The organism is Halomonas sp. YLGW01 (assembly GCF_014840935.1).
Lineage (GTDB): Bacteria > Pseudomonadota > Gammaproteobacteria > Pseudomonadales > Halomonadaceae > Onishia.
In genome coordinates, this window is sequence record NZ_CP062005.1 from 1,902,048 (window position 1) to 1,923,485 (window position 21,438).

At 66.2% G+C, this 21,438-nt stretch carries 20 protein-coding genes; 11 read left to right on the top strand and 9 right to left on the bottom strand.

The window, feature by feature from the left end; translation table 11 throughout:
* Positions 1–44: 44 nt before the first annotated feature.
* The gene (locus tag IEJ03_RS08805) at positions 45–548 is read right to left on the bottom strand and encodes a Mut7-C RNAse domain-containing protein (protein ID WP_192034510.1); all 504 of its coding nucleotides are present in this window, start codon (positions 546–548) and stop codon (positions 45–47) included.
* Complete coding sequence (locus tag IEJ03_RS08810) at positions 545–982, bottom strand: DCC1-like thiol-disulfide oxidoreductase family protein (RefSeq protein ID WP_192034511.1); 438 nt, start codon at positions 980–982, stop codon at positions 545–547. The genes IEJ03_RS08805 and IEJ03_RS08810 overlap by 4 nt, the downstream gene beginning before the upstream one ends.
* 115 nt (positions 983–1,097) lie before the next feature.
* Here IEJ03_RS08810 and IEJ03_RS08815 point away from each other — a divergent pair, with 115 nt between their 5' ends.
* Entirely contained in the window at positions 1,098–2,012 is a 915-nt protein-coding gene (locus tag IEJ03_RS08815; RefSeq protein ID WP_242457914.1) for a YihY/virulence factor BrkB family protein, read from the top strand.
* On the opposite strand, the gene IEJ03_RS08820 is transcribed toward IEJ03_RS08815, so the two are convergent.
* From IEJ03_RS08820 to IEJ03_RS08845, 6 genes are all read right to left on the bottom strand, one after another.
* Positions 1,996–2,457 (bottom strand): TerB family tellurite resistance protein, encoded by a 462-nt coding sequence (locus tag IEJ03_RS08820; RefSeq protein ID WP_192034513.1) that lies wholly within the window; start codon positions 2,455–2,457, stop codon positions 1,996–1,998. The genes IEJ03_RS08815 and IEJ03_RS08820 overlap by 17 nt on opposite strands.
* A gap of 87 nt (positions 2,458–2,544) precedes the next feature.
* Positions 2,545–3,306, bottom strand: coding sequence for an ABC transporter permease (locus tag IEJ03_RS08825; protein ID WP_192034514.1), 762 nt, complete (start codon positions 3,304–3,306; stop codon positions 2,545–2,547).
* Positions 3,303–4,229 (bottom strand): ABC transporter ATP-binding protein, encoded by a 927-nt coding sequence (locus IEJ03_RS08830; protein ID WP_192034515.1) that lies wholly within the window; start codon positions 4,227–4,229, stop codon positions 3,303–3,305. The genes IEJ03_RS08825 and IEJ03_RS08830 overlap by 4 nt, the downstream gene beginning before the upstream one ends.
* Positions 4,230–4,272: 43 nt before the next feature.
* Complete coding sequence (locus tag IEJ03_RS08835; RefSeq protein ID WP_192034516.1) at positions 4,273–4,479, bottom strand: DUF6494 family protein; 207 nt, start codon at positions 4,477–4,479, stop codon at positions 4,273–4,275.
* A gap of 154 nt (positions 4,480–4,633) precedes the next feature.
* On the bottom strand, positions 4,634–6,097 hold the full coding sequence (locus IEJ03_RS08840; RefSeq protein ID WP_242457915.1) for a phospholipase D family protein: 1,464 nt from the start codon (positions 6,095–6,097) through the stop codon (positions 4,634–4,636).
* Positions 6,098–6,203: 106 nt separating this feature from the next.
* Positions 6,204–6,482 carry a peptidylprolyl isomerase gene (locus IEJ03_RS08845; RefSeq protein WP_192034517.1) on the bottom strand — a complete coding sequence of 93 codons (279 nt, stop codon included), beginning with the start codon at positions 6,480–6,482 and terminating at the stop codon, positions 6,204–6,206.
* A 299-nt stretch (positions 6,483–6,781) separates the two neighbouring features.
* Between IEJ03_RS08845 and IEJ03_RS08850 the strand changes: the two genes are divergently transcribed.
* Both IEJ03_RS08850 and IEJ03_RS08855 read left to right on the top strand, forming a co-directional pair.
* Complete coding sequence (locus IEJ03_RS08850; RefSeq protein ID WP_192034518.1) at positions 6,782–9,937, top strand: transglycosylase domain-containing protein; 3,156 nt, start codon at positions 6,782–6,784, stop codon at positions 9,935–9,937.
* A gap of 113 nt (positions 9,938–10,050) precedes the next feature.
* The gene (locus IEJ03_RS08855) at positions 10,051–11,256 is read left to right on the top strand and encodes a GAK system CofD-like protein (RefSeq protein WP_192034519.1); all 1,206 of its coding nucleotides are present in this window, start codon (positions 10,051–10,053) and stop codon (positions 11,254–11,256) included.
* A 150-nt stretch (positions 11,257–11,406) separates the two neighbouring features.
* Here IEJ03_RS08855 and IEJ03_RS08860 read toward each other — a convergent pair whose 3' ends face one another.
* The gene (locus tag IEJ03_RS08860) at positions 11,407–11,676 is read right to left on the bottom strand and encodes a hypothetical protein (RefSeq protein WP_242457916.1); all 270 of its coding nucleotides are present in this window, start codon (positions 11,674–11,676) and stop codon (positions 11,407–11,409) included.
* 306 nt (positions 11,677–11,982) lie between these two features.
* Between IEJ03_RS08860 and metG the strand changes: the two genes are divergently transcribed.
* The 8 genes from metG to IEJ03_RS08900 all read left to right on the top strand — a co-directional run bounded on the left by metG (position 11,983) and on the right by IEJ03_RS08900 (position 21,408).
* Positions 11,983–14,037 carry a methionine--tRNA ligase gene (gene metG / locus IEJ03_RS08865; protein WP_192034521.1) on the top strand — a complete coding sequence of 685 codons (2,055 nt, stop codon included), beginning with the start codon at positions 11,983–11,985 and terminating at the stop codon, positions 14,035–14,037.
* 183 nt (positions 14,038–14,220) lie between these two features.
* The gene (locus IEJ03_RS08870) at positions 14,221–15,783 is read left to right on the top strand and encodes a diguanylate cyclase (protein WP_192034522.1); all 1,563 of its coding nucleotides are present in this window, start codon (positions 14,221–14,223) and stop codon (positions 15,781–15,783) included.
* Positions 15,784–15,906: 123 nt separating this feature from the next.
* Entirely contained in the window at positions 15,907–16,497 is a 591-nt protein-coding gene (gene rsxA / locus IEJ03_RS08875; protein WP_192034523.1) for an electron transport complex subunit RsxA, read from the top strand.
* Positions 16,497–17,144, top strand: a complete 648-nt coding sequence (rsxB, locus tag IEJ03_RS08880; protein WP_192034524.1) for an electron transport complex subunit RsxB — start codon at positions 16,497–16,499, stop codon at positions 17,142–17,144. The genes rsxA and rsxB overlap by 1 nt, the downstream gene beginning before the upstream one ends.
* Positions 17,137–18,930, top strand: a complete 1,794-nt coding sequence (gene rsxC, locus IEJ03_RS08885) for an electron transport complex subunit RsxC (RefSeq protein ID WP_192034525.1) — start codon at positions 17,137–17,139, stop codon at positions 18,928–18,930. The genes rsxB and rsxC overlap by 8 nt, the downstream gene beginning before the upstream one ends.
* Positions 18,927–20,009 carry an RnfABCDGE type electron transport complex subunit D gene (locus IEJ03_RS08890; protein WP_192034526.1) on the top strand — a complete coding sequence of 361 codons (1,083 nt, stop codon included), beginning with the start codon at positions 18,927–18,929 and terminating at the stop codon, positions 20,007–20,009. The genes rsxC and IEJ03_RS08890 overlap by 4 nt, the downstream gene beginning before the upstream one ends.
* A complete protein-coding gene (gene rsxG / locus IEJ03_RS08895) occupies positions 20,006–20,707 on the top strand; it encodes an electron transport complex subunit RsxG (protein ID WP_192034527.1) in 702 nt (233 codons plus the stop codon). The genes IEJ03_RS08890 and rsxG overlap by 4 nt, the downstream gene beginning before the upstream one ends.
* Positions 20,704–21,408 (top strand): electron transport complex subunit E, encoded by a 705-nt coding sequence (locus IEJ03_RS08900; RefSeq protein WP_192034528.1) that lies wholly within the window; start codon positions 20,704–20,706, stop codon positions 21,406–21,408. The genes rsxG and IEJ03_RS08900 overlap by 4 nt, the downstream gene beginning before the upstream one ends.
* The last annotated feature ends 30 nt before the right edge of the window (positions 21,409–21,438 follow it).

Below are 21,438 nucleotides of genomic sequence, written 5' to 3' on the forward strand. Positions count from 1 at the left end.
GTCAATCGGCGCGCCCGTCCCGGCGCAGGACCAAAGGCCGACGGCTAATCCGTCGAGACGGCCAAAGCGGCACGCCATGCGGGCAACGCTGCCTCGAGGGTACTGTGCATGTGCCGGGCGTGAGAGCCATACCAGTAAAGCCGTGCGCAGGTCGAGCAACGGGATAGCAGCCCCGGTGAGGCCCGCACCGAGGCCGGCAGCGCATCGGCATACGCTTCGCGTGTCACCTCGACCAGCGGGGTATTGCAACGTAAACAGCGCGTGAAGAGTCCGGGCGGTGAAGAAAGTGCATAGGCATCGATGACCTGGCACAACTGCTCCAGAGGATCGTCGGGCAGGATCAGCAGGGCATGATGGGGCGACAGATGGTCATAGAGGTGACGGTCTCGCGTCAGCAGGGTCCGCGATTGACGGTTGGCGCGCGCCACCAGGCTGGCGTCATCCAACTCGGGCGCCAGCGCCGTATCGAAGCCCAGCACCCGCAACCATTTCGCCAACCCCGCCAGCATGGCATCGGCCTGAAAGCGAGGCGTTGGTGGTAGCGTCACCGCTCCTCCTCCCCGCCCAGACAGGGGCTCCCCGAACGCCCTGGGCGAGTCCCGCTCAGCGTCGGACGTCTGAGCAGCAGCAAGGCCACCCGACGCAGTCCGCGCAGTAACGGATACCAGCCCCGAGCGCGCGCTCGGCCACCGAATAGACGACGATTGCAGCGGTTGAAGACGCCCAGCGGACTGCTCAATAGCGCCAGCACCCGAAGCGCCTCGGCACCGTGGTACCACTGGCCGTCGAGCCTGAACGCCATGCCCCGATCGAGATCGAGCCCGAAGGCCCGCACCTCGTCGATCGCCGGATCATCGCCACGGGCATCGACCAGGCGTATCTCGCCCACGCTCTCCCGCAGGCGCAGCCAGCGCACATAGCGGCAGCAGAAGGGACACTGGCCATCGTAGATCAGCAGGTTGTCGGTATATGAAGTCGTCATGCCCCCCCCCCAATACTCACCCTACCCGACCGCACACATGGCCGCCGGCCTGCCACAGCGCTTATGATGATATCGAGCCATTGCCAGTCGCCACTTGATCATCAGGATGTCGTGCATGCCGAGTCGTTTCGCCCACCTCCCCCGACTCCTCTATCGCCTGGCGCGCTTCGCCTGGCGAGTGCTCACGGCCTTTCTGCGCAACCGCGGCATCCTGCTCGCCGGCGGCGTCGGCTACAACATCCTGCTGTCGATCGTGCCGCTGTTCGCGCTGCTCTGCGTGCTGCTGACCCATGTGGCCGACGAGCGTCACCTGCTCGAGGTGCTGTCGGTCCAGGCACGCCACCTGACGCCTGGCCATGCCAGCATCCTGCTCGAGGCGGTAAAGGCACTACTGGAATCCCGCGACGCCATCGGCCTGTTCGGCATCCCGATGCTGCTGGTCTTCAGCTCCTTCGCCTTCCGCATGCTCGAGGACTGCATGGCGATCATCTTCCACCACCCGGATCATCCGGCGAAACGCAGCGTCTGGGTATCCGTGCTGCTACCCTATGCCTTCATCCTGGTGCTGGGTACCGGCCTGCTGGGCCTGACCCTGCTGGTGTCGATGATCGGCGCCCTCAACAACGCCATGCTGGCACTCTTTGGCGTCAGCTTGCCGCTGGCGAGCCTATCGGAGCCGGCGCTCAACCTGATCAGCTTCTTCGGCATGTTTGCCATGTTCAGCGCCATCTACAAGGTGCTGCCGGTGGTCCATATCGCCCTGCGCCGCGCCCTGGTCGGCGGCTTCGTGGCGGCGCTGCTCTGGGAAGGCGTGCGGCAGCTGCTGGTGGTCTATTTCGCCAATCTGTCGCTGGTCAATGCGGTCTACGGCTCGCTCGCCACCATCATCATCGTGCTGCTGAGCCTCGAGGTGGGCGCCATCATCCTGCTGCTGGGGGGGCAGGTGATCGCGGAGCTTGAACACAATGACCGTGCTGGCCTGCCCTGGTACGTCGACCCAAGCCGGGACGCCGTCAGCGCGATCCGCTGAGGGCGTCCTGAACGCTGAGCTTGGCACGGATAAAATCGCCATGGCCGACGTGCAGCAGGTCCGCCAGGCGACGAATACGGTGCTCCTCAAGCGGACTCAGCTCGTCATCGGCATAGGCGAGCTGCCACATCAGCCGGATCAGCTGTGCGCGCTGCGCATAACCGTAGTGCTCCTTGATCAGGCTCACGAACTGGTAGTGACCCACGGCCTCCTCGACTTCCTGCTGCGCCAGGGCCATCAGCTCGTCCACCGTGCCCTCCTCGATCGGAAAGTGACTCAGCAGCATGGCGCGCAGCGCATCCAGCTCACGTGGATCGTGCTGATAATCCGCTCGAACCACCTCACACAGCAGGGCGGCAGCGGCAAGTTCAAGAGTCGGCTCTCGTGAGGACTGCCCCGATGCAACCAGGGTACGTTGGAAGAACTGCTGAATGGCGTCGAGCATGGCGTCTCCTTGGCTGGCAAAATCATGTCGCTGCCGACTGCGACCACCGCCGCGCCGGGGAAGTTCAGCATCGAGCTGTCGCCTCGCTTAAGGCTTGAGCCGGTAGCCACTGCGAAAGATCCAGCTCACCACGGCAACGCTCACGGCGAGGAAGGCCAACACCATGGTGAGGCTCGCCGCCAGGCTGACGTCGCCGATGCCGTAGAAGCTCCAGCGAAAGCCGCTGACCAGATAGACCACCGGGTTGAACAGGGTGACGCCTTGCCAGAAGGGCGGCAGCATGTCGATGGAATAGAAGGTCCCGCCAAGGAAGGTCAGCGGCGTAATCACCAGCAACGGGACCAGCTGCAGGCGGTCGAAGCCCTCGGCCCAGATGCCGATGATGAAGCCCAGCAGGCTGAAGGTGATCGCCGTCAGTACCAGGAACAGCAGCATCCACCCCGGATGGGCGATCTCGAGGGGCACGAAGAAGCCCGCCGTGCCAAGAATGATCAGGCCCAGCAGGATCGACTTGCTGGCCGCCGCCCCCACGTAGCCCATCACGATTTCCACATAGGACACCGGCGCCGAGAGCAATTCGTAGATGCTGCCCGAGAAGCGCGGGAAGAAGATGCCGAAGGAGGCATTCGAGACGCTCTGGGTAAGCAACATCAGCATGATCAACCCCGGCACGATGAAGGCGCCATAGCTGATGCCGGCCACCTCGGTGATCCGCGAGCCGATCGCCGAGCCGAACACCACGAAGTACAAGGACGTCGAGAGCACCGGCGAGACGATGCTCTGCAGCAGGGTGCGCCGGGTTCGCGCCATTTCCGAGCGGTAGATGGCGGCCATGCCACGCAGGTTCATGGATTCTCCCTGACCAGGCTGACGAAGATGTCTTCAAGCGAGCTCTGCTCGGTATGCAGGTCCTTGAAGTGGATGCCGGCACTCCTGAGCTCGCCGAGCAGGCCCGCGATGCCGGTGTGCTTCTGCTGGGCATCGTAGCGATAGATCAGCTCATGGCCATCCTCGGAGAGCGTCAGCGGGTAGTCGGCCAGGGCATTGGGCAAGGCCACCAGCGGCTCCAGCAACTCGAGGGTCAACTGCTTGCGCCCCAGACTCTTCATCAGGGTCTGCTTGTCCTCGACCAGGATGATCTCGCCGCGCTGAATCACGCCGATGCGATCGGCCATCTCCTCGGCTTCTTCAATGTAGTGGGTGGTCAGGATGATGGTCACGCCGTTCTCGCGCAGGCCACGCACCACGTCCCACATCTCGCGGCGTAGCTCGACATCGACGCCCGCCGTCGGCTCGTCGAGGAACAGGATCGTGGGCTCGTGGGACAGTGCCTTGGCGATCAGTACCCGCCGCTTCATGCCCCCAGACAGGGTGATCAGGCGGTTATTGCGTTTCTCCCATAGCGCCAGCGAGCGTAGCACCCGCTCGATATGCTCCGCATCCGGCGCCTTGCCGAACAGCCCGCGGCTGAAGCTCACCGAGTTCCATACCGTTTCGAAGGCCTCGTTGGTCAGCTCCTGGGGGACCAGGCCGATCCGTGACCGGGCGGCCCGGTAGTCGCGGATGTTGTCATGGCCATCGACCAGCACCCGGCCCGTGCTGGGGTTGACCAGGCCGCAGATGATACTGATCAGAGTGGTCTTGCCGGCGCCGTTGGGGCCCAGCAGGGCGAAGATCTCGCCCGACTGGACCTCGAGACTGACGCCGGTGAGCGCCTTGAAGCCCGAGGCATAGGTCTTCGACAGATCGGTGACGCTGATCGCGGGCGTCATGGCACCTCCTGGGTTGAGGGCGCGGCGGGACAGAGAGGCCCCCTCACTCGAGACTGATACGACCGTCCACCTCGACCCTGAGCGAAAGGCCGGCGATCACCAGGGTCGCCTTGGCCTCGAACGCCTCCGTGCCCTGAATACGTCCCTCGGCGATGGCCTGATCCACGGCCTGCTCGATCTCCCGCTGGGAGTTGATGCCGACCTGCTTGAGAAACTTGCGAATACTCAGATTGAAGGTTTCCTCGTTCATGCCCCATTCCTCGCTGGATGCCAGACAGTCGGCCAGACTCTCTCGATGAGCCATTGCCATTCTGGCAAGCCTAGCCGCTTCCTGCCCGACCGGCGACGCTGCCATGGCGGCGCGCGTCAACGTTCACACCGCTGCCAGGCAGCAGGCCAAGCCACTAGAAGGTCGACAGGCCCGACGCCTCCATCAGCCGATACTGCCAGTAGCGACGGCGGGAGGGATCTGCGAAGGCGGCATAGGGGAGGCTATAGTGGCGGCCCGACGCATTGCGCCACTGGCGCTCGAAGAAGGCACTGGCCGCTTCGATGGCGCGTCGATCCGGCGAGGCCCGCAGCCGCACGCTGGTCTCGAGGTTCAGACCATCCAGGTTGCGGCGGGTAAAGTTGGCCGACCCGAGAATCAGCTCGGCGAGCCCCTCCGCCGGTCGTCGCAGCAGCAGCTTGGCGTGGCACTGCTCACCGTGGGTGTCACACCAGCGCAGCGGAACGCCGGCCGCGTGAAGTTCGTGTGCCACCGGACGATTGGGAATACCATTCTTCTCAAGGCCGAAGGCGTCCCGATTGGGGTCGAGCAGCACCCGCAGGCCTACTCCTCGCGCCTGAGCGGCCTTAATGGCCTCGATCAGCTCGCGGTGCGCGAGATAGAAGACGGCAATATCCAGCCGATCGCCGGCCCGGCTCTCGGCCACGGCCGCCAGCAGCGACTCGCGGATGGCCGATTCGGTCAGCACCTGAACTTCACCCGAGACCGGGGACGACGTCGCAGACGACGCAGGGCGAAACACCGCATCGGTGGGAGGCGGAATCGCCCCGGCAGCGCCCGAGAAGGCTGCCACCGCCCGTTCGCTGTCGAGCAGATCGAGGGCCGCGTCCCCCGAGAAGCGCAGCGCCACGTTGTCATGATGGCTACTGGCATCATGGGGATTCGCGGAGGTGACAAGCCCCGTCCACTGCTCGCCCTCGTCGACCACCAGGGTCTTGCGATGGTTGGCGGTGAAATTGAGCATCTCGAGGTAGCTTCGCAGGGTCACACGGCCGGGCCCCAGGGCACTGGGCAGCCAGCCGGCATTGCTGGCGTTGCCGAAGACCCGGCAGCACAGATGCCACAACCCTCCCCAGGTGGGGTTCGAGGCTCGCAATCGCGCCAGATCGGTGATGATCACCTCGATACCGGCATCGCGCAGGGCCGTCAGATGCGAAGGCGACAGCCCCCCATACACGGTATTGATGGGGTCGGTGATCACCACTGCCGTGAGCCCCGGCACTTCTTCCTTGCGCCGAATCAGCGCGTCGGTGAGCTCGCGGGACAGCGGCCGAAAGGCATCGTCCGTCTCGGCGCCGAAATCATTGAAGAGAAACATGTCCAGCACCACCAGTCGCTCGGCCTGGGCGACCAGCCGCAATACCTCGTCGAAGATCGCCTGATCGCTATGGCGCCGGCCGTCCGCCGACGTCCAGGTCTCATCTACGAGGAAGGCCACATCGTTGACGGCACGCAAGGGCTCGCTGCGCCCCAGTCCCGGCGGCAATGGCTTATAGGCCTGCCAGATGGCCATGCCTCCCCAGGCCAGCACGGCAAGCAATAGGATCCACCCCGTGCTTGCTCCCATCACCGTCCTCATGGTGACTCTCCCTCATGGATCAGGCCTTGTCTTCATCGGCCCAGAACACAAGAAGCCGTGGTGGAGGCTCTCCACACACGGCTTCTCGATCAGCGCCCCGTCCGCATCAGGTGCGGCTGGTGATCTCCAGCAGGTGGTAGCCGAACTGCGTCTTGACCGGGCCATGCACCTTGTTCAGCTCACCACTGAACACCACCTTGTCGAACTCCGGCACCATCTGGCCCGGGCCGAAAGAGCCCAGGTCTCCGCCCTGACGGCTCGACGGGCAGGAGGAGTTCTCCTTGGCGACCTCGGCAAAGTCGCGGCCGCCCTCGATCTCAGCCTTCAGTGCTTCGCACTTGGCTTCGCTGTCCACCAGAATATGCCGTGCTGTGGCCTTTGCCATGCTCTTGTCTCCCAATCTTGGATAAATCACACCGGTTGGTGCCACGCCAAGGATACCACCCTGGACCGCCGTCGGCGCCCGCCAACAGGACTCAAGGGAATCGCCCTATCCCACACCAGGTTTGAGGCCACGAGCTCGGCGCCCCCACCCAGGAGCCGCCGTCTGTCGGGAATGTCGCGAGTGCAGGGCTAATATGTAGCAAAATGTACGCGCTCATGGCCGCGCCGGCTACGCTTGAGGAAGGATTGGGATAGATCACAATGAGGGGCAGGGAGCGCCGCCTCGTCAGGAGTTGGCCCATGGGTGACCGCGACGTCCCCCCCTCTTCACCACGTGATATCTTCCTGCACGAGGCACCTCTCACGCCCTTGGCTCCGCCACCAAGGCCTCGGTTTCACTGGGCCCGCTGGCTATGCCTGCTGGCCACCCTGGCGGCCTTGGCCCTCATGACCCTGATGCTGGTTAATGAAGCGCAGTCATCGCGCTGGCAGGCCAGGGAAATCTCCCAGTACGCCCAGCGCCTGCGCTATGCGCTCGCGGACGGCCCCAGCGATCGCCTGATCTTTCCCCGCCATGGTCCCTTCGACGAGCGCCTGGGCTATACCCGTCTGCCTAGCTGGCAGCAGCGCCTGGAAGATCGCGGCTTTGCGGTGCGCCAGCAGGCGCGCATGTCGCCTGCGATGATCGACTATGCCCGTCGCGGCTTCTTCGTGCCCTACGCCGAGAAAACCCGGGCGGGACTGATGCTGTCGGAATGCCGTGGCGAGACGATGTACCGCTTCGCCAGCCCCCAGCGCCACTTCGCTCACTTCGATGACGTGCCTGAGTTGGTGCTGAAGAGCCTGTTGTTCATCGAGAACCGGGCCCTGCTGGATACCGAGCATCGCTATGCCAACCCCGCCGTGGACTGGCCGCGCTTCATGCGTGCCGCGATCTCTCAGGTCGGTGAAGCCATCCACCTGCCCGGCCAGTCATCGGGCGGCAGTACCCTCGCCACTCAGCTCGAGAAGTACCGTCACTCGCCTGGCGGCCTGACTGTTTCGGCGCAGGAGAAGCTTCGCCAGATGGTATCCGCCAGTGTGCGTGCCTACCGCCAAGGTCCCGAAACACTGACCGCACGCCAGGACGTGGCACTGGACTACCTCAATTCCGTGCCTCTCTCCGCCGCCCGTGGCCACGGCGAGGTGCACGGGCTGGGCGATGGGCTCTGGGTATGGTTCGGTGTCGAACTCGACGATGTTCGACATGCCTTGATGTCGACCGAGGACGGCGACGCGGCACTGGCCGCTCGCGGTCGAGCCTTGAGGCAGGTGCTGGCGCTGATGATCGCCCAGCGTCGTCCTTCCCATTACCTGCATCGCGGGCATGACGACCTGACCAGGCTCAGCGCCTCCTATCTGCGGCTGATGAGCCAGGAGGGCTTGCTCGACCCGCAGCTACACGATGCCGCCCTCGCAGAGCCCCTCGCCTTCCGCGACTTCGCGGCGTCGCCGGTTTCGCTGCGCATCGAGAGCGACAAGGGACTCCGCCTGGCCCGCGGGCGCCTGGCCACCCTACTGGGCGTCTCGCTCTTTGAGCTCGACCGACTCGACCTGAGGGCCACCACCACCCTCAACGCCGATCTTCAGCACGCCGTCAGTGACTATCTGGCCAGCCTGGAAGATCCCGCCACGGCGGCCACCGCCGGCCTGTTCGGCAAACACCTGCTCGGCCGCCCCGAAGACGCCGCCGCGGTACGCTACAGCTTCACGCTCTTCGAGCGCGGCGAGGAGGGCTTTCAGGTACGCGTGCAGACCGACACCAACGGCACGGCCTTCGACATCAACCAGGACAGCAAGCTGGAACTGGGCTCCACGGCCAAGTTGCGGGTGCTGGCGACCTACCTGGAGATCATCGCCGAACTCCATGAGCGCTATGCCGGCGAGTCCCGGAACGCGCTTCGCCGCATCGACGTCGATCGCCGCGATGCATTGATGCGCTGGGTGATGGATCGCCTGATTCACGACCCCGACCTGCCCCTTCAGACACTGCTCGAAGCCGCCATGCAGCGCCGCTACTCGGCGAGCCCCCATGAACGCTTCATCACGGGCGGTGGCATCCACACCTTCGCCAATTTTCGTCGTGAGCATAACGGCCGACGCCCTACCCTCACCGAGGCGCTGCGCCAGTCGATCAATCTGCCCTTCGTGCGACTGCTACGCGATCTGGTGCATCACCACGTCTATGCCGACCCGGACAACCGCCGCCTGCTGGAAGACGATGGCGATACCCGCCGCGGGCTCTATCTCTCGCGCTTCGCCGACCAGGAGGGCCGTATCTTTCTGGACCGCTTCTGGAGGCGATACCGCGGGCTCGAGCCCGAGGATCGCCTGACGCGACTACTGCGTGACATTCCAGCAACGCCACTGCGGCTGGCGGTGATCTATCGCCACCTGATGCCCGAGCAGTCGCTGGCCGACTTCCATCAGACCCTGCAAGGGCGTCTGTCGCAGGAAAGAAGAGACAGCCAAGCGCTGGAAGATGCCGCCCTGGATGCCCTCTACTGGCAGTATGGCGCCGACCGGTACTCCCTGAATGATCGTGCCTACCTGAGTCGCACGCATCCACTCGAGCTGTGGCTCCTTCGCTATCTCGGCACTCACCCCGAGGCCAGCCGCGAGGAGGCGATGCTGGCGAGCATCGAGGAACGCCAGGAAAGCTATGCCTGGTTGTCGCGCACCCGCCATCGCCAGGCACGGGACAGCCGCATTCGCCGCATGCTGGAGGTCGAGGCCTTCGATGACCTGCACCACCGCTGGGCACGACTAGGCTATCCCTTCGCGAGGCTGGTGCCGTCGCTGGCCACCGCCATCGGTAGCTCCGGTGACCGACCGGCGGCGCTGGCCGAGCTGATGGGGATCATCCTCAATGACGGCATACGCCAGCCCACGGTGCGCATCGACCGCCTGCACTTCGCCGCCGACACGCCCTACGAGACGGGTTTCACCCGCATGACGCGCGGCGTTCGGGTCATGGCACCGGAGGTAGCAAAGGTGCTGCGAGAGGCCGTCATCGGCGTGGTCGAGGCAGGCACTGCCCGGCGACTGGCGGGCAGCTACCTCGACACGGATGGCGCCCCCATGACGGTAGGCGGCAAGACGGGCACCGGTGACAACCGTATCGAGACCGTTACCCGCACCGGCGAGGTGACCGATTCACGGGCGCGCAATCGCACCGCCACCTTCGCCTTCTTCCTCGGCGAGCATCATTTCGGCACCCTGACCGCCTACGTGCTGGGCGCCGAGGCCGAGGACCATCGCTTCACTTCCTCGCTGCCGGTTCAAGTGCTCAAGAGCATGCAACCGCTACTCGGCCCTTATGTGGCACAGCAGCTGGCGCAGCCGTCCTCGGGTGGATGCCGACCCACTCCCGAAGTGAGGATGATGGCCGGCGATCTGGCCCCAGGCGATGCCTGAGCCGTCCCCGAGCATCGAACCGGCGCGCAGGACGCTACGGATTGACTCAGCCGGCCTGGCGTGGATGATCATTAGGCTTCAGGGATGCATGCTTCACTCCACAGGACGCCATCATGATCGATATCCGGGTCACTCGCCGTGCCCAGGTTCCGGACCCGCTTCGGATCCGACGCTGCCAGCAGTCACCCGAACTGGGACCACAGATCCTGTTCTTCAGTGGAGGGTCTGCGCTCGATGGCCTGTCGCGGACCCTGCCTCTCTACACGCATCGCTCGATTCATCTGGTCACCCCCTTCGACTCCGGCGGCAGCTCAGCCAAACTGCGACATGCCTTCGACATGCCGGCCGTCGGAGATCTGCGCAGCCGCCTGATGGCCCTGGCGGATGATTCGCTGCTCGGCCATCCCGAGGTCTTCCGGCTCTTTCAGCACCGCCTTCCCGACACGGCGCCGCCTGAACTGCTGTCCACGCGGTTGACCGCCCTGGCGGCGGGTGAGCACCCGCTGATTCGCGACATCGCCGACCCGATGCGCAAGCTGATCCTTCATCAGCTCGAGCACTTCTGCGCTGCCATGCCCGAGGACTTCGACCTGCGCGGCGCCAGTATCGGCAACCTGATCCTGGCCGGCGGCTACCTGAGCCATCAGCATCAGCTCGACCCGATCATCTTCCTGTTCTCCCAGCTGGTGCAGGTACGGGGTACCGTGCGAGCGATCGTCGATGAGAACTATCATCTGGCTGCCACACTGGAAAACGGCGCGACCGTGGTGGGTCAGCACCGCCTGACCGGCAAGGAGGTGGCCCCACTGACCTCGCCGATCGCTCGCTTCGGCTTGTCCCGCCGGGCCGATCGCTGGGACCCCGGCACCGCGACCCTGCCCGACAAGAGTCGAAAACTGATCGAAGCGGCGGAGCTGATCTGCTATCCACCGGGCAGCTTCTACACCAGCCTGATCGCCAACCTGTTGGCCAGCGGGGTGGGCCGAGCGATCCGTACCAATCCCGGTCCCAAGGTGTTCATCCCCAATACCGGTATCGATCCCGAGCAGCTGGGCATGAGCCTGGAGCGCCAGCTAGACACCCTGCTGCATCAGCTGCGACAGGATGCCGGGGAAGATACCCCGACCCATCAGCTCTTGAACTTCGTGCTCCTCGACAGCCGCCAGGGCGGGAGTTCCTCCGCGTTGCCGATCGATACCTTGACCCGCCAGTGCGCCGAGCGCGGCCTCACCCTGATCGATACTCGCCTGATCAGCGAGGCGAGCGCCCCCTACTACGATAATGACCTGCTGGCCCGCGCCCTGGTCTCCTTGGCCTGAGGCAGCGTGACACGCCATCACGCTACCGCTACACGGGCATGACAGCCCGGCAACATAAAAAGGCCCGCGGCGATATGCGCCGCGGGCCTTGCGATCACGATGATGCGAGGTGTCGCTTCAGGTTGCGTGATGTTATCGGACGGAGACCGCCTAGTTGCAGGGCACCACGGCACGCTGCGTGTCCAGCGCCCACAGCGTCTGGCCGTCGGGGGTCTCGCCCTGCTCGCTCCAGGTCTCGGTGACCTTGACGCAGTAGGAGCCGAGATTCTCGGTGGTAACCTGCGGGTCCGCCGGACGCTCGTTGCCGATACGCATGATATCGGGGTTCTGGCTGGTGTAGTTGGGCGCGATGGCGCTGCCGGCGCAGCCGGCGATCAGGGTGGCCAGGGCCAGCACGAAAAGGATCGGAGTGAAACGCATGTTCATATACCTCGTTTGGAAGAGTCACTGGGCCATGCGTGACGCGGGGCGATGAGTCTGCCGGGACACCCAGGGTCCATGGGCGCCGCCGATGGCAACGGGGGGCACTCTACCGCCAAGCGAGAGACAGGCCAAACGTCGCCCTTCACCGACACCGCCAGCGGATGCAGGCGGCGGCGAAAATGCTACAATCCGGGGCTGATTTCATGGTCATCACGTCAGGGACGAGGCCCGGCGGCGACGCTCGCTGCCCCGAGGACGCCACCTCGTCCCTCACGCACTACGTTACGGGAACCCCGCGCCACTATGTCGAACTCCGCCAGCCCTTCGCGCAAGATCCTGGTCACCAGCGCCCTGCCCTACGCCAATGGCGCGATCCACCTGGGCCACCTGCTGGAATACATTCAGACCGATATCTGGGTGCGCTTTCAGAAGAGCCGCGGCCACCAGTGCCACTATGTCTGCGCCGACGATGCCCACGGCACCGCCATCATGCTGCGCGCCGAACAGGAAGGGATCACCTCGGAGGCCCTGATCGAGCGCGTCTCCCGGGAACACCAGGACGACTTCGCCCGCTTCGGGGTGGGGTTCGACAATTATCATTCGACGCATTCGCCGGAAAACCGCCACTTCAGCGAGCTGATCTACACCCGACTGCGCGACAAGGGGCATATCGCTACCCGCGACATCGAGCAGATGTACGATCCGGTCAAGGGGCTGTTTCTGGCCGACCGCTTCATCAAGGGCACCTGCCCGAAGTGCAAGGCCGACGATCAGTACGGCGACAACTGTGAAGCCTGCGGCGCCACCTACACGCCGGCCGAGCTGATCGATCCGGTCTCGGCGATCTCCGGCGCCACCCCCGAGGTGAGAAGCTCCACCCACTACTTCTTCAAGCTCCCCGACTTCGCCGACTTCATGCAGGGCTGGATCGATGACGGTCACGTGCAGCCGCAGATCCGCAACAAGCTGCTGGAGTGGTTCGAGTCCGGCTTCAACGAGTGGGACATCTCCCGCGATGCGCCCTACTTCGGCTTCGAGATCCCCGACGCCCCGGGCAAGTACTTCTATGTCTGGCTCGACGCGCCGATCGGCTATCTGGCCAGCTTCCAGAACCTCTGCGAGCGGGAGGGGCTGGACTTCGACAGCTATTGGCAGCCTGATGCCGACGCCGAGATCTATCACTTCATCGGCAAGGACATCGTCTACTTCCACGCCCTGTTCTGGCCGGCCATGCTGCACGGCGCCGACTTCCGCACCCCGACCGCCGTCAACTGCCACGGCTTCGTCACCGTCAACGGCGCCAAGATGTCCAAGTCCCGCGGCACCTTCATCAAGGCCGCCACCTACGCCGAGTACCTGAACCCGGAGTACCTGCGCTACTACTTCGCCGCCAAGCTGACGGCCGGGGTCGATGACCTGGATCTCAACCTCGAGGACTTCTCGGCCCGGGTCAATGCCGATCTGGTCGGCAAGGTGGTCAACATCGCCAGCCGCTGCGCCGGCTTCGTCAAGAAGCTCGGTGGCGGCCAGCTCAGCGCCCACTGCGCCGAGCCGGAGCTCGTGGCCCGCTTCATCGCCGCCGGTGACGCCATCGCCGAGGACTACGAGGCCCGCGAATTCGGCCGCGCCATGCGCCGTATCATGGAGCTGGCCGACGAGGCCAACACCTACATCGCCGAGGCCGAACCCTGGGTGCTGGCCAAGCAGGACGGCCGCGAGCAGGAAGTGCTCGACATCTGCTCGGTGGGCATCAACCTGTTCCGCCAGCTGATGGTCTATCTGGCGCCGGTGGTGCCCAAGATGGCCGCCGACGCGAAGGCCTTCCTGCAGCTCGACTCCCTGGACTGGGAGAGCCGCCACACGGTGCTGCTGGATCATGGCATCGCCAAGTTCAAGCCGCTGATGACGCGCATCGAACGCGACAAGATCGATGCCATGATCGAGGCCTCCAAGGAGGACCTAGCCGAGGAGAAGAAGATGAAGGAGACCGCCAAGGGCCCGCTGGCCGACGACCCGATCGCCGACGAAATCGGCTTCGAGGACTTCAGCAAGGTCGACCTGCGCATCGCCCGCATCGCCAAGGCCGAGTACGTCGAGGGTGCCGACAAACTGCTCAAGCTGACCCTCGACCTGGGCGGCGAGACCCGCACCGTCTTCTCCGGCATCCGGAGCGCCTACGCACCGGAGGCCCTGGAAGGTCACCTGACGGTGATGGTCGCCAACCTGGCCCCGCGCAAGATGCGCTTCGGCGTCTCCGAGGGCATGGTGCTGGCCGCCGGCACGCCCTCTGACAAGAACGCGGGCATCTACCTGCTCGAGCCCCATGCCGGCGCCGAACCGGGCCAGCGGGTGACCTGAGCTCACCTCGACTCCGCCCCCTGTCTCAGCAAAAACGCGCAGCCCCGGCTGCGCGTTTTTGCATAGGGGCATTGCTCGCCACTCAAGTTGGCGAGGCGCTGGCCGATAGCTCAGTCAACTGACACCCACTCCGTCCCACTCGGCGAAAGCGGCCCACCGCCTCGCCAATCGGCTGGAATGCCCATGCGCTCAGCATTGCACTCCCTGCGTTACCGCTTCGTCCTCGCCCTGCTGGGGGTATTGGTCATCGCGCTGATCGCCCTCGCCGGCTTCACGCACATCATCCTCAAGCCGGAACTGCTGCGCAGTGAAGACCTGCTGGCCCAAGAGGCCCTCGCGCGCGCTCAGCGGGCCATCGACAACGAAGCGCGCCACCTCGATATGCTGACCAAGGACTGGGCCACCTGGGATGACAGCTACCAGTTCATGCGTGACGGCAACCCCCACTACCTAGCGTCCAACATCGCAGATGCCACCATCTTCGAGGATGCCGACCTGAGTGCGATCGCCTTCCTGACCCCCGCCGGCCAGCTGTTCTGGCTGTCGGGCCTCGACCCGCAAACAGGGGCTTATCATGCCTGCGCCGACCTGGACGCCCGGTGTCGATGGGCGCGCCCCTACCTCGACGCCTCACAGGCGCGTATCGCACACAGCAGGGTCGGTGGCGGCATGGCCTGGTTGCAGACCCACCCCCAGCAGGCGCTGGTCAGCGTCCAGCCCATCCTGCACAGCGATGGCAGTGGCCCGCTCGCCGGCTGGCTGGCCATGGTCCGCCCCATGAACGGTCCGACGCTTACCAAGCTTCGCGACAGCACGGGCCTGGCCATCAGCGTGCTTCGGGCCAGCCACCCGGGACTGGAGGCACTCAGTGTGCAGCGGCTGAACGACACCGCCATGCGCGCCACCACTTTCCTGGCCGCATCGCCGCCGGGCGAGCGACTCGCCCTGCACGTCGAGCTTCCCCGCCAGCACCTGGCCAGTCGGCTCAAGAACCTGGCGCTGGGCCAGACCTGGACCATCGGCCTGCTGGTCGTCGTGCTGCTGGTGGTACTGTTGCTGCTGGAGCGCATCGTACTACGACCGCTGCGCGTCTTCGCCGCCTTCACTCGCCGGGTGCGGCGCCCGGAGCGCACCGATGTCCCGGCCCCATTGCTGGCCCGACACGACGAGATCGGCACCCTGGCCCGCCACTTCCAGCAGCTGATCGAGTTTCAGCGCCAACAGAAAGCCGAGCTGGTCGACCTCTCCGAGCGGGACCCCCTGACCGGCCTGGCAAACCGGCGTCGCTTCGATGATCACCTGGAGAGTGCACTGGCGGCGGAGAGAGAACAGTCACAGTCGACCGCCTTGCTGGTGATCGACATCGACCGCTACAAGGCCTTCAACGATCGCTACGGCCACCCGGCCGGCGATGCCTGCCTGCGGCAACTGGCCGGGGTGATGAACACCCATTTCGAGCACCCGGGGCAGCTGGTGGCCCGAACCGGCGGCGAGGAGTTCATGGCGGTACTGCCCGCCACCACTCAAGCGAGCGCGCTCTTCACGGCCGACCGCCTGCGAGCGGCTATCGAGGCCCTGGCGATCCCGCACTCCGGCCAGGTGGTCACCATCAGTGTCGGGGTCGCGTGCAGCACACCCGAACGCCCCCTGAACGCCGACGGCCTGATCGAAGCCGCCGACCAGGCCCTCTATGCCGCGAAGGCGGCCGGCCGCAACCGAACCCTGCCGGCCGAATCGCTCGAATGATTCTCGCCGCCGCCAGGCGCGCAGCCCGGTATGATGCGACCGCCCCCCGCGCTATAATCGCCGCTCTCTAAGGCGCCTGGCGGCGCCCCGACGGTTCTCCACTTCTCGCCGAATGAGCGGGCCATGACCCATTATCTCCTGATCCTGGTCAGCACCGCGCTGGTCAACAACTTCGTGCTGGTGCAGTTTCTCGGGCTCTGCCCCTTCATGGGCGTGTCCAACAAGCTGGAATCGGCGATGGGCATGTCGCTGGCCACTACCTTCGTGCTGACCCTGTCCTCGGTGGCGAGCTACCTGACCTTTCATCACCTGCTCGCACCGCTTGGGCTCGAATACCTGCGCACCATCGCCTTCATCATGGTGATCGCGGTGATCGTACAGTTCACCGAACTGATGGTGAAGAAGGTAAGCCCGCTGCTCTACCAGGTGCTCGGCATCTTCCTGCCACTGATCACCACCAACTGCGCCGTGCTGGGCGTGGCGCTGCTCTCGCTCAATCGTCAATCGAGCTTCATGGAGGCCGCGCTCTATGGCTTCGGCGCCGCCCTGGGCTTCTCGCTGGTGCTGGTGCTGTTCGCCGCCATGCGCGAGCGCCTGGCGGTGGCCGACGTGCCCCGCCCCTTTCGCGGCGCCGCCATCGCCATGGTCACGGCGAGCCTGATGTCGCTGGCCTTCATGGGCTTCTCGGGGCTCGTGCAGGTAGGGCAGGGTTGATGATGGAATGGATCAGCGACCACGGCATGCTCGCCGCCATCCTCGCCCTTGCCGGTCTGTCGGTGGCCTTCGGAGCCCTGCTGGGATATGCCGGCGAGCGCTTTCGCGTCGAGGGCGACCCGGTGGTCGAACGCATCGATGCCCTGCTGCCTCAGACGCAGTGCGGCCAGTGTGGCTATCCCGGCTGCAAGCCCTACGCCGAGGCCATCAGTCAGGGCGATGCCATCAACAAGTGCCCGCCCGGTGGCGACGCCACCATCGCTGCCCTGGCCGACTTGCTGGGGCGCGAGGCCACGGCACTGGACGGCGAGGCGCAACAGGCCCCCCGCGTCGCCTACATCCGCGAGGACGAATGCATCGGCTGCACCAAGTGCATTCAGGCCTGCCCGGTCGACGCCATTCTCGGCGCCGCCAAGCACATGCACACCGTGATCGCCGACGAATGCACCGGCTGCGATCTGTGCCTGGAGCCCTGCCCGGTGGACTGCATCGACATGATCCCGCGCGATGACGCAGCCGACGCCTGGCAGCCTCCCCTGCCCGCGGGCCCCGGCCATCGCCCAAGCGCCCTGCTGATCGCCAGCGACCGCGACGCACCGCCCCACGCATCATCTCACCCGTCGTCCCAGGAGGCCGCCCATGACTAAGGCCTTCGACTTTCCCGGTGGCATTCACCCCCCGGCGCGCAAGGCCGCCGCCACCCGCGCCCCGATTACCCCGGCCGCCCTGCCCCGGCGAGTGGTGCTGCCGCTTGGCCAGCACAGAGGCCAGCCCGCCGAGCCCTGTGTGGCGGTGGGCGAGCGGGTCGCCACCGGCACCGTCGTGGCCCGGGCCCAGGGCCTGATCAGCGCCGACGTGCATGCGAGCATCACCGGCGAGGTCATCGCCATCGAGACGCACCCGGTCGCGCACCCCGGTGGCCTGGAGGAGACCTGTATCGTCATCGAGGGCAATGGCATCGAGGACGACTGGGCCTGGATGCCCCCCCTCGACTGGCGCACCAGCGATGCCGCCACTCTTAAGGCTCGCCTCGCTGCCTCCGGGGTGGTGGGCCTTGGCGGCGCGGGCTTTCCCACCCAGGTTAAAGCACGGGTGCGCGAGCGGCACGCCATCGACACCCTGATCATCAATGCCGCCGAGTGCGAACCCTATATCAGCGCCGACGACATGACCCTGCGCGAGCATGCCGCCGAGGTGCTGGAGGGCGCCCGGCTGATGGCGCACCTGAGCGGCGCCGGGCGCATCGTCATCGGCATCGAGGACGACAAGCCCGAAGCGGCCACGGCGTTGAACACGGCCATCGCGGCGGCGGGGGCGGAATCCCTCGAGATCACCCTCAAGCGCTTTCCCGCCCGCTACCCCAGCGGCGGCGAGAAACAGCTGATCAAGCGCCTGCTCGACCGCGAGGTACCGAGCCGCGGTCTGCCGGCGGATGTCGGGGTACTCTGCCATAACCCCGGCACCCTGCGCGCCGCGCTGCAGGCCGTGCGCGACGGCCGCCCGCTGATCTCGCGCATCGTGACCCTGACCGGCGAGGCCCTGGCGCGCCCCGGCAACGTCGAGGCACGCCTGGGCACGCCCATGGGCGAACTGCTCGCCGCCGCGGGCCTCGATGAGCGCCGCCTCGCCCGGCTGGTAATGGGGGGACCGATGATGGGCATGGAGCTTGCGCGCCTCGACCTGCCGCTGGTCAAGTCAAGCAACTGCCTGATCGCCGCCACCCTTGAGGAGCTGCCGCCGCCACCGGCCGAGCAGCCCTGCATCCGCTGCGGCGCCTGCGAGGAGGCCTGCCCCGCCGGCCTGTTGCCTCAGCAGCTCTACTGGTTCGCCAAGTCTCGCGAGCACGACAAGGCCGAACTGTTCAACCTCTTCGATTGCATCGAATGCGGTGCCTGCAGCTTCGTCTGCCCGAGCCACATCCCGCTGGTGGATTACTACCGCGCCGCCAAGGGCGAGATCCGCGCCAGGGCCTTCGAGGCCCACAAGGCCGAACATGCGAGGCACCGCTTCGAGTTCCGCCAGGCCCGCCTGGAACGCGAGGCTGCCGAGAAGGAGGCGCGGCGCCAGGCACGGGCCCAGGCCAACAAACGCCCCAGACCCGCTGCCGCCGCCCCCACCAGGCGCCAGGAGCAGCCGGTGTCCTCCCAGGCCTCGCCGGCGACACCCGATGCCGACCTCAAGTCGCTGCGTATCGCCCAGGCCGCGGCCAAGGCCGCCGTGCGCAAGGCCGAGAAGGTGCTGGCCCGAGTCAGCCAGGCCGGCGGGGGCCAGGGGCAAGGTAATGGGCAGAGTGACGGCGAGCTTGCGGATCTCGAGGTCCAGCTCGCCACCGCCCGGGAGAACCTCGCCGCCGTCGAGGCGCGGCTGGCGGCCGCCAGGGGCGCCGCCCACGAAGCCCCGTCACCGGACACCGACCAGGAGCGCTCCTCATGAGCCTGATGCACCAGAGCCAGGTGAGCCGCCAGCCCGCCGAGACCGGCCGGGTCATGGGCTGGCTGCTGCTCGCCACCCTGCCCGGCATCGCCGCCCTGAGCTGGCACTTCGGCCTCGGGGTGCTCTCCAATGTGCTGCTCGCCGCCGGCCTCGGGGTCGGACTCGAGGCACTCGTGCTGCGCCTGCGCCGCCGCTCGCTCCGGCCGGTGCTGGCCGATAACAGCGCCCTGGTCACCGGCGTGCTGCTTGGCGCTTCGCTGCCGCCGGGCACCAGCCTATGGCTGATTATGGTCGGCATGGTGGCGGCCATCGTCGTCGCCAAACAGCTCTATGGCGGGCTCGGCCAGAATCCCTTCAACCCGGCCATGGTCGGCTATGCGCTGCTGCTGATCAGCTTCCCTGCGGCCATGACCCAGTGGAGCGCGCCCCATGGCCTGCTCGGCCCCGAGGGGCTCTCGCCTGGCGACCTGCTGACCCGCGTCATCGGCATTGACACCGGGCTCGACGGCAGCCTCACCCCTGATGCCTGGAGCGGCGCCACTCCACTGGATGCCTTCAAGCACAAGCCCGAGGCCCTGCTCGCCAGCGAGTTCTGGGCGACGACCCCGCTGCCCGAGGGCACCCAGGCGGCCTGGCGCGATGTCGCCCTGGCCTGGCTCGCCGGGGGCGCCCTGCTGCTCTACAAGCGCCTGATCGGCTGGCAGATCCCGCTGTCGATGCTCGCCGCCATGGGGGCGCTGGCCACCTTGCTGTATGCCGTGGATCCCAGCCATCATGGCTCGCCGGCCTTTCACTGGCTGAGCGGAGCGGCGGTATTCGGCGCCTTCTTCATTGCCACCGACCCGGTCAGCGCCGCGACCAGTCGTAAGGGCAAGCTTTACTACGGCGCCGGCATCGGCATGCTGGTGATGGTCATTCGTGAGGCCGGCGCCTACCCGGATGCGGTGGCCTTCGCCGTGCTGCTGATGAACTTCGCGGTGCCCTTCATCGATTACTACACCCAACCCCGCACTCAGGGGCACGCCCGCCCCAACCGCGGCATCAAGGTGGTACGCCTCGACGACGAGGAGGCTCCATGAGCGCCCCCTCTCCTCAGCATCGACCGCTCGGCACTCCCCTTCAGCGTGCCGTCCTGCGCGGCGCGGTGGGTCTCGGGCTCTTCGCCATGCTCACCGCCGGCATCGTCGCCGGCACCCGAGCGCTGACCGCCGAGCGCATCGAGGCCAATCGTCTGGCGAGCCAGCACCGCCAGCTGCTACAGGTGCTGCCCGACGCCCTCGCCGAACTCGAGGTCGAGCGCCTGATAGACACCGCCTTCACCCTGCCGGCGAGCCCCGCCCTCGGCCAGGCCGCGCCCTTCACTGCCTGGCGGGCCACGCGAGAGGGCGCCGCCGCCGTGGTGCTGCCGGTGATCGCTCCGGACGGTTACAGCGGAGGCATCGAGCTACTGGTCGGCATCACCGCAGCGGGCGAGATCAGCGGCGTACGGGTGACCCGTCACCAGGAGACCCCGGGGCTTGGCGACGCCATCGAGGCGCGCAAGAGCGACTGGATCCGGGACTTCGACGGCCGCAGCCTCGCCGACCCCGGCGTCGATGGCTGGGCGGTGACCAAGGATGGCGGTGACTTCGACGCCTTCACTGGGGCCACCATCACGCCGCGTGCCGTGGTCGGGGCCGTTCATCGGGCCCTCGACTATGCTCACGCGTATCCCGAACGCCTGTTCGGCGCTTCCCAGGGCACGCGCTCTCAGGATCCGGCAGGAGACACGCCATGAGCCAGTTCAATGAGCTCGCCCGCAACGGCTTGTGGGCCAACAACCCGGCCCTGGTACAGCTGCTGGGCCTGTGCCCCCTGCTCGCCGTCAGCGGCAGTGTGGTCAATGCCCTGGGCCTCGGGCTTGCCACCCTGCTGGTGCTGGTCGGCTCCAACGTCGCGGTGTCGCTGATCCGCCATCATGTGCCGGATACGGTGCGCCTGCCGGCCTTCGTGATGATCATCGCCGCCTTCGTCACCTGTGCCGACCTGCTGATGCAGGCCTACACCTATGAGCTGCATCAGATCCTTGGCATCTTCATCCCGCTGATCGTTACCAACTGCGCGATCCTCGGTCGCGCCGACGGTTTCGCAGCCAAGAACCCGGTGCTGCCCGCGGCCACCGATGGCCTGATGATGGGGCTCGGCTTCGCCGCCGTGCTGGTGGTGCTGGGGGCGGTGCGGGAACTCTTCGGTCAGGGCACCCTCTTCACCAACATGGACCTGCTGCTCGGGCCGATCGCCGCCGGCTGGGGCATCACTGTCTTTCCCGACTATGACTTCCTGTTCCTGGTGCTGCCGCCCGGCGCCTTCTTCGCCACCGGACTGCTGATCGCCCTGAAGAACCTGATCGATGATCGACAGGCCCGTCGCCGCGCGACACACAAGAAAGAGAGGCCAACCGAGAGCCGACGCGTCAGGGTCACAGGCACCATCCGCTGAGGGATCAAGACGCCGTCGGCCACGCGCCCA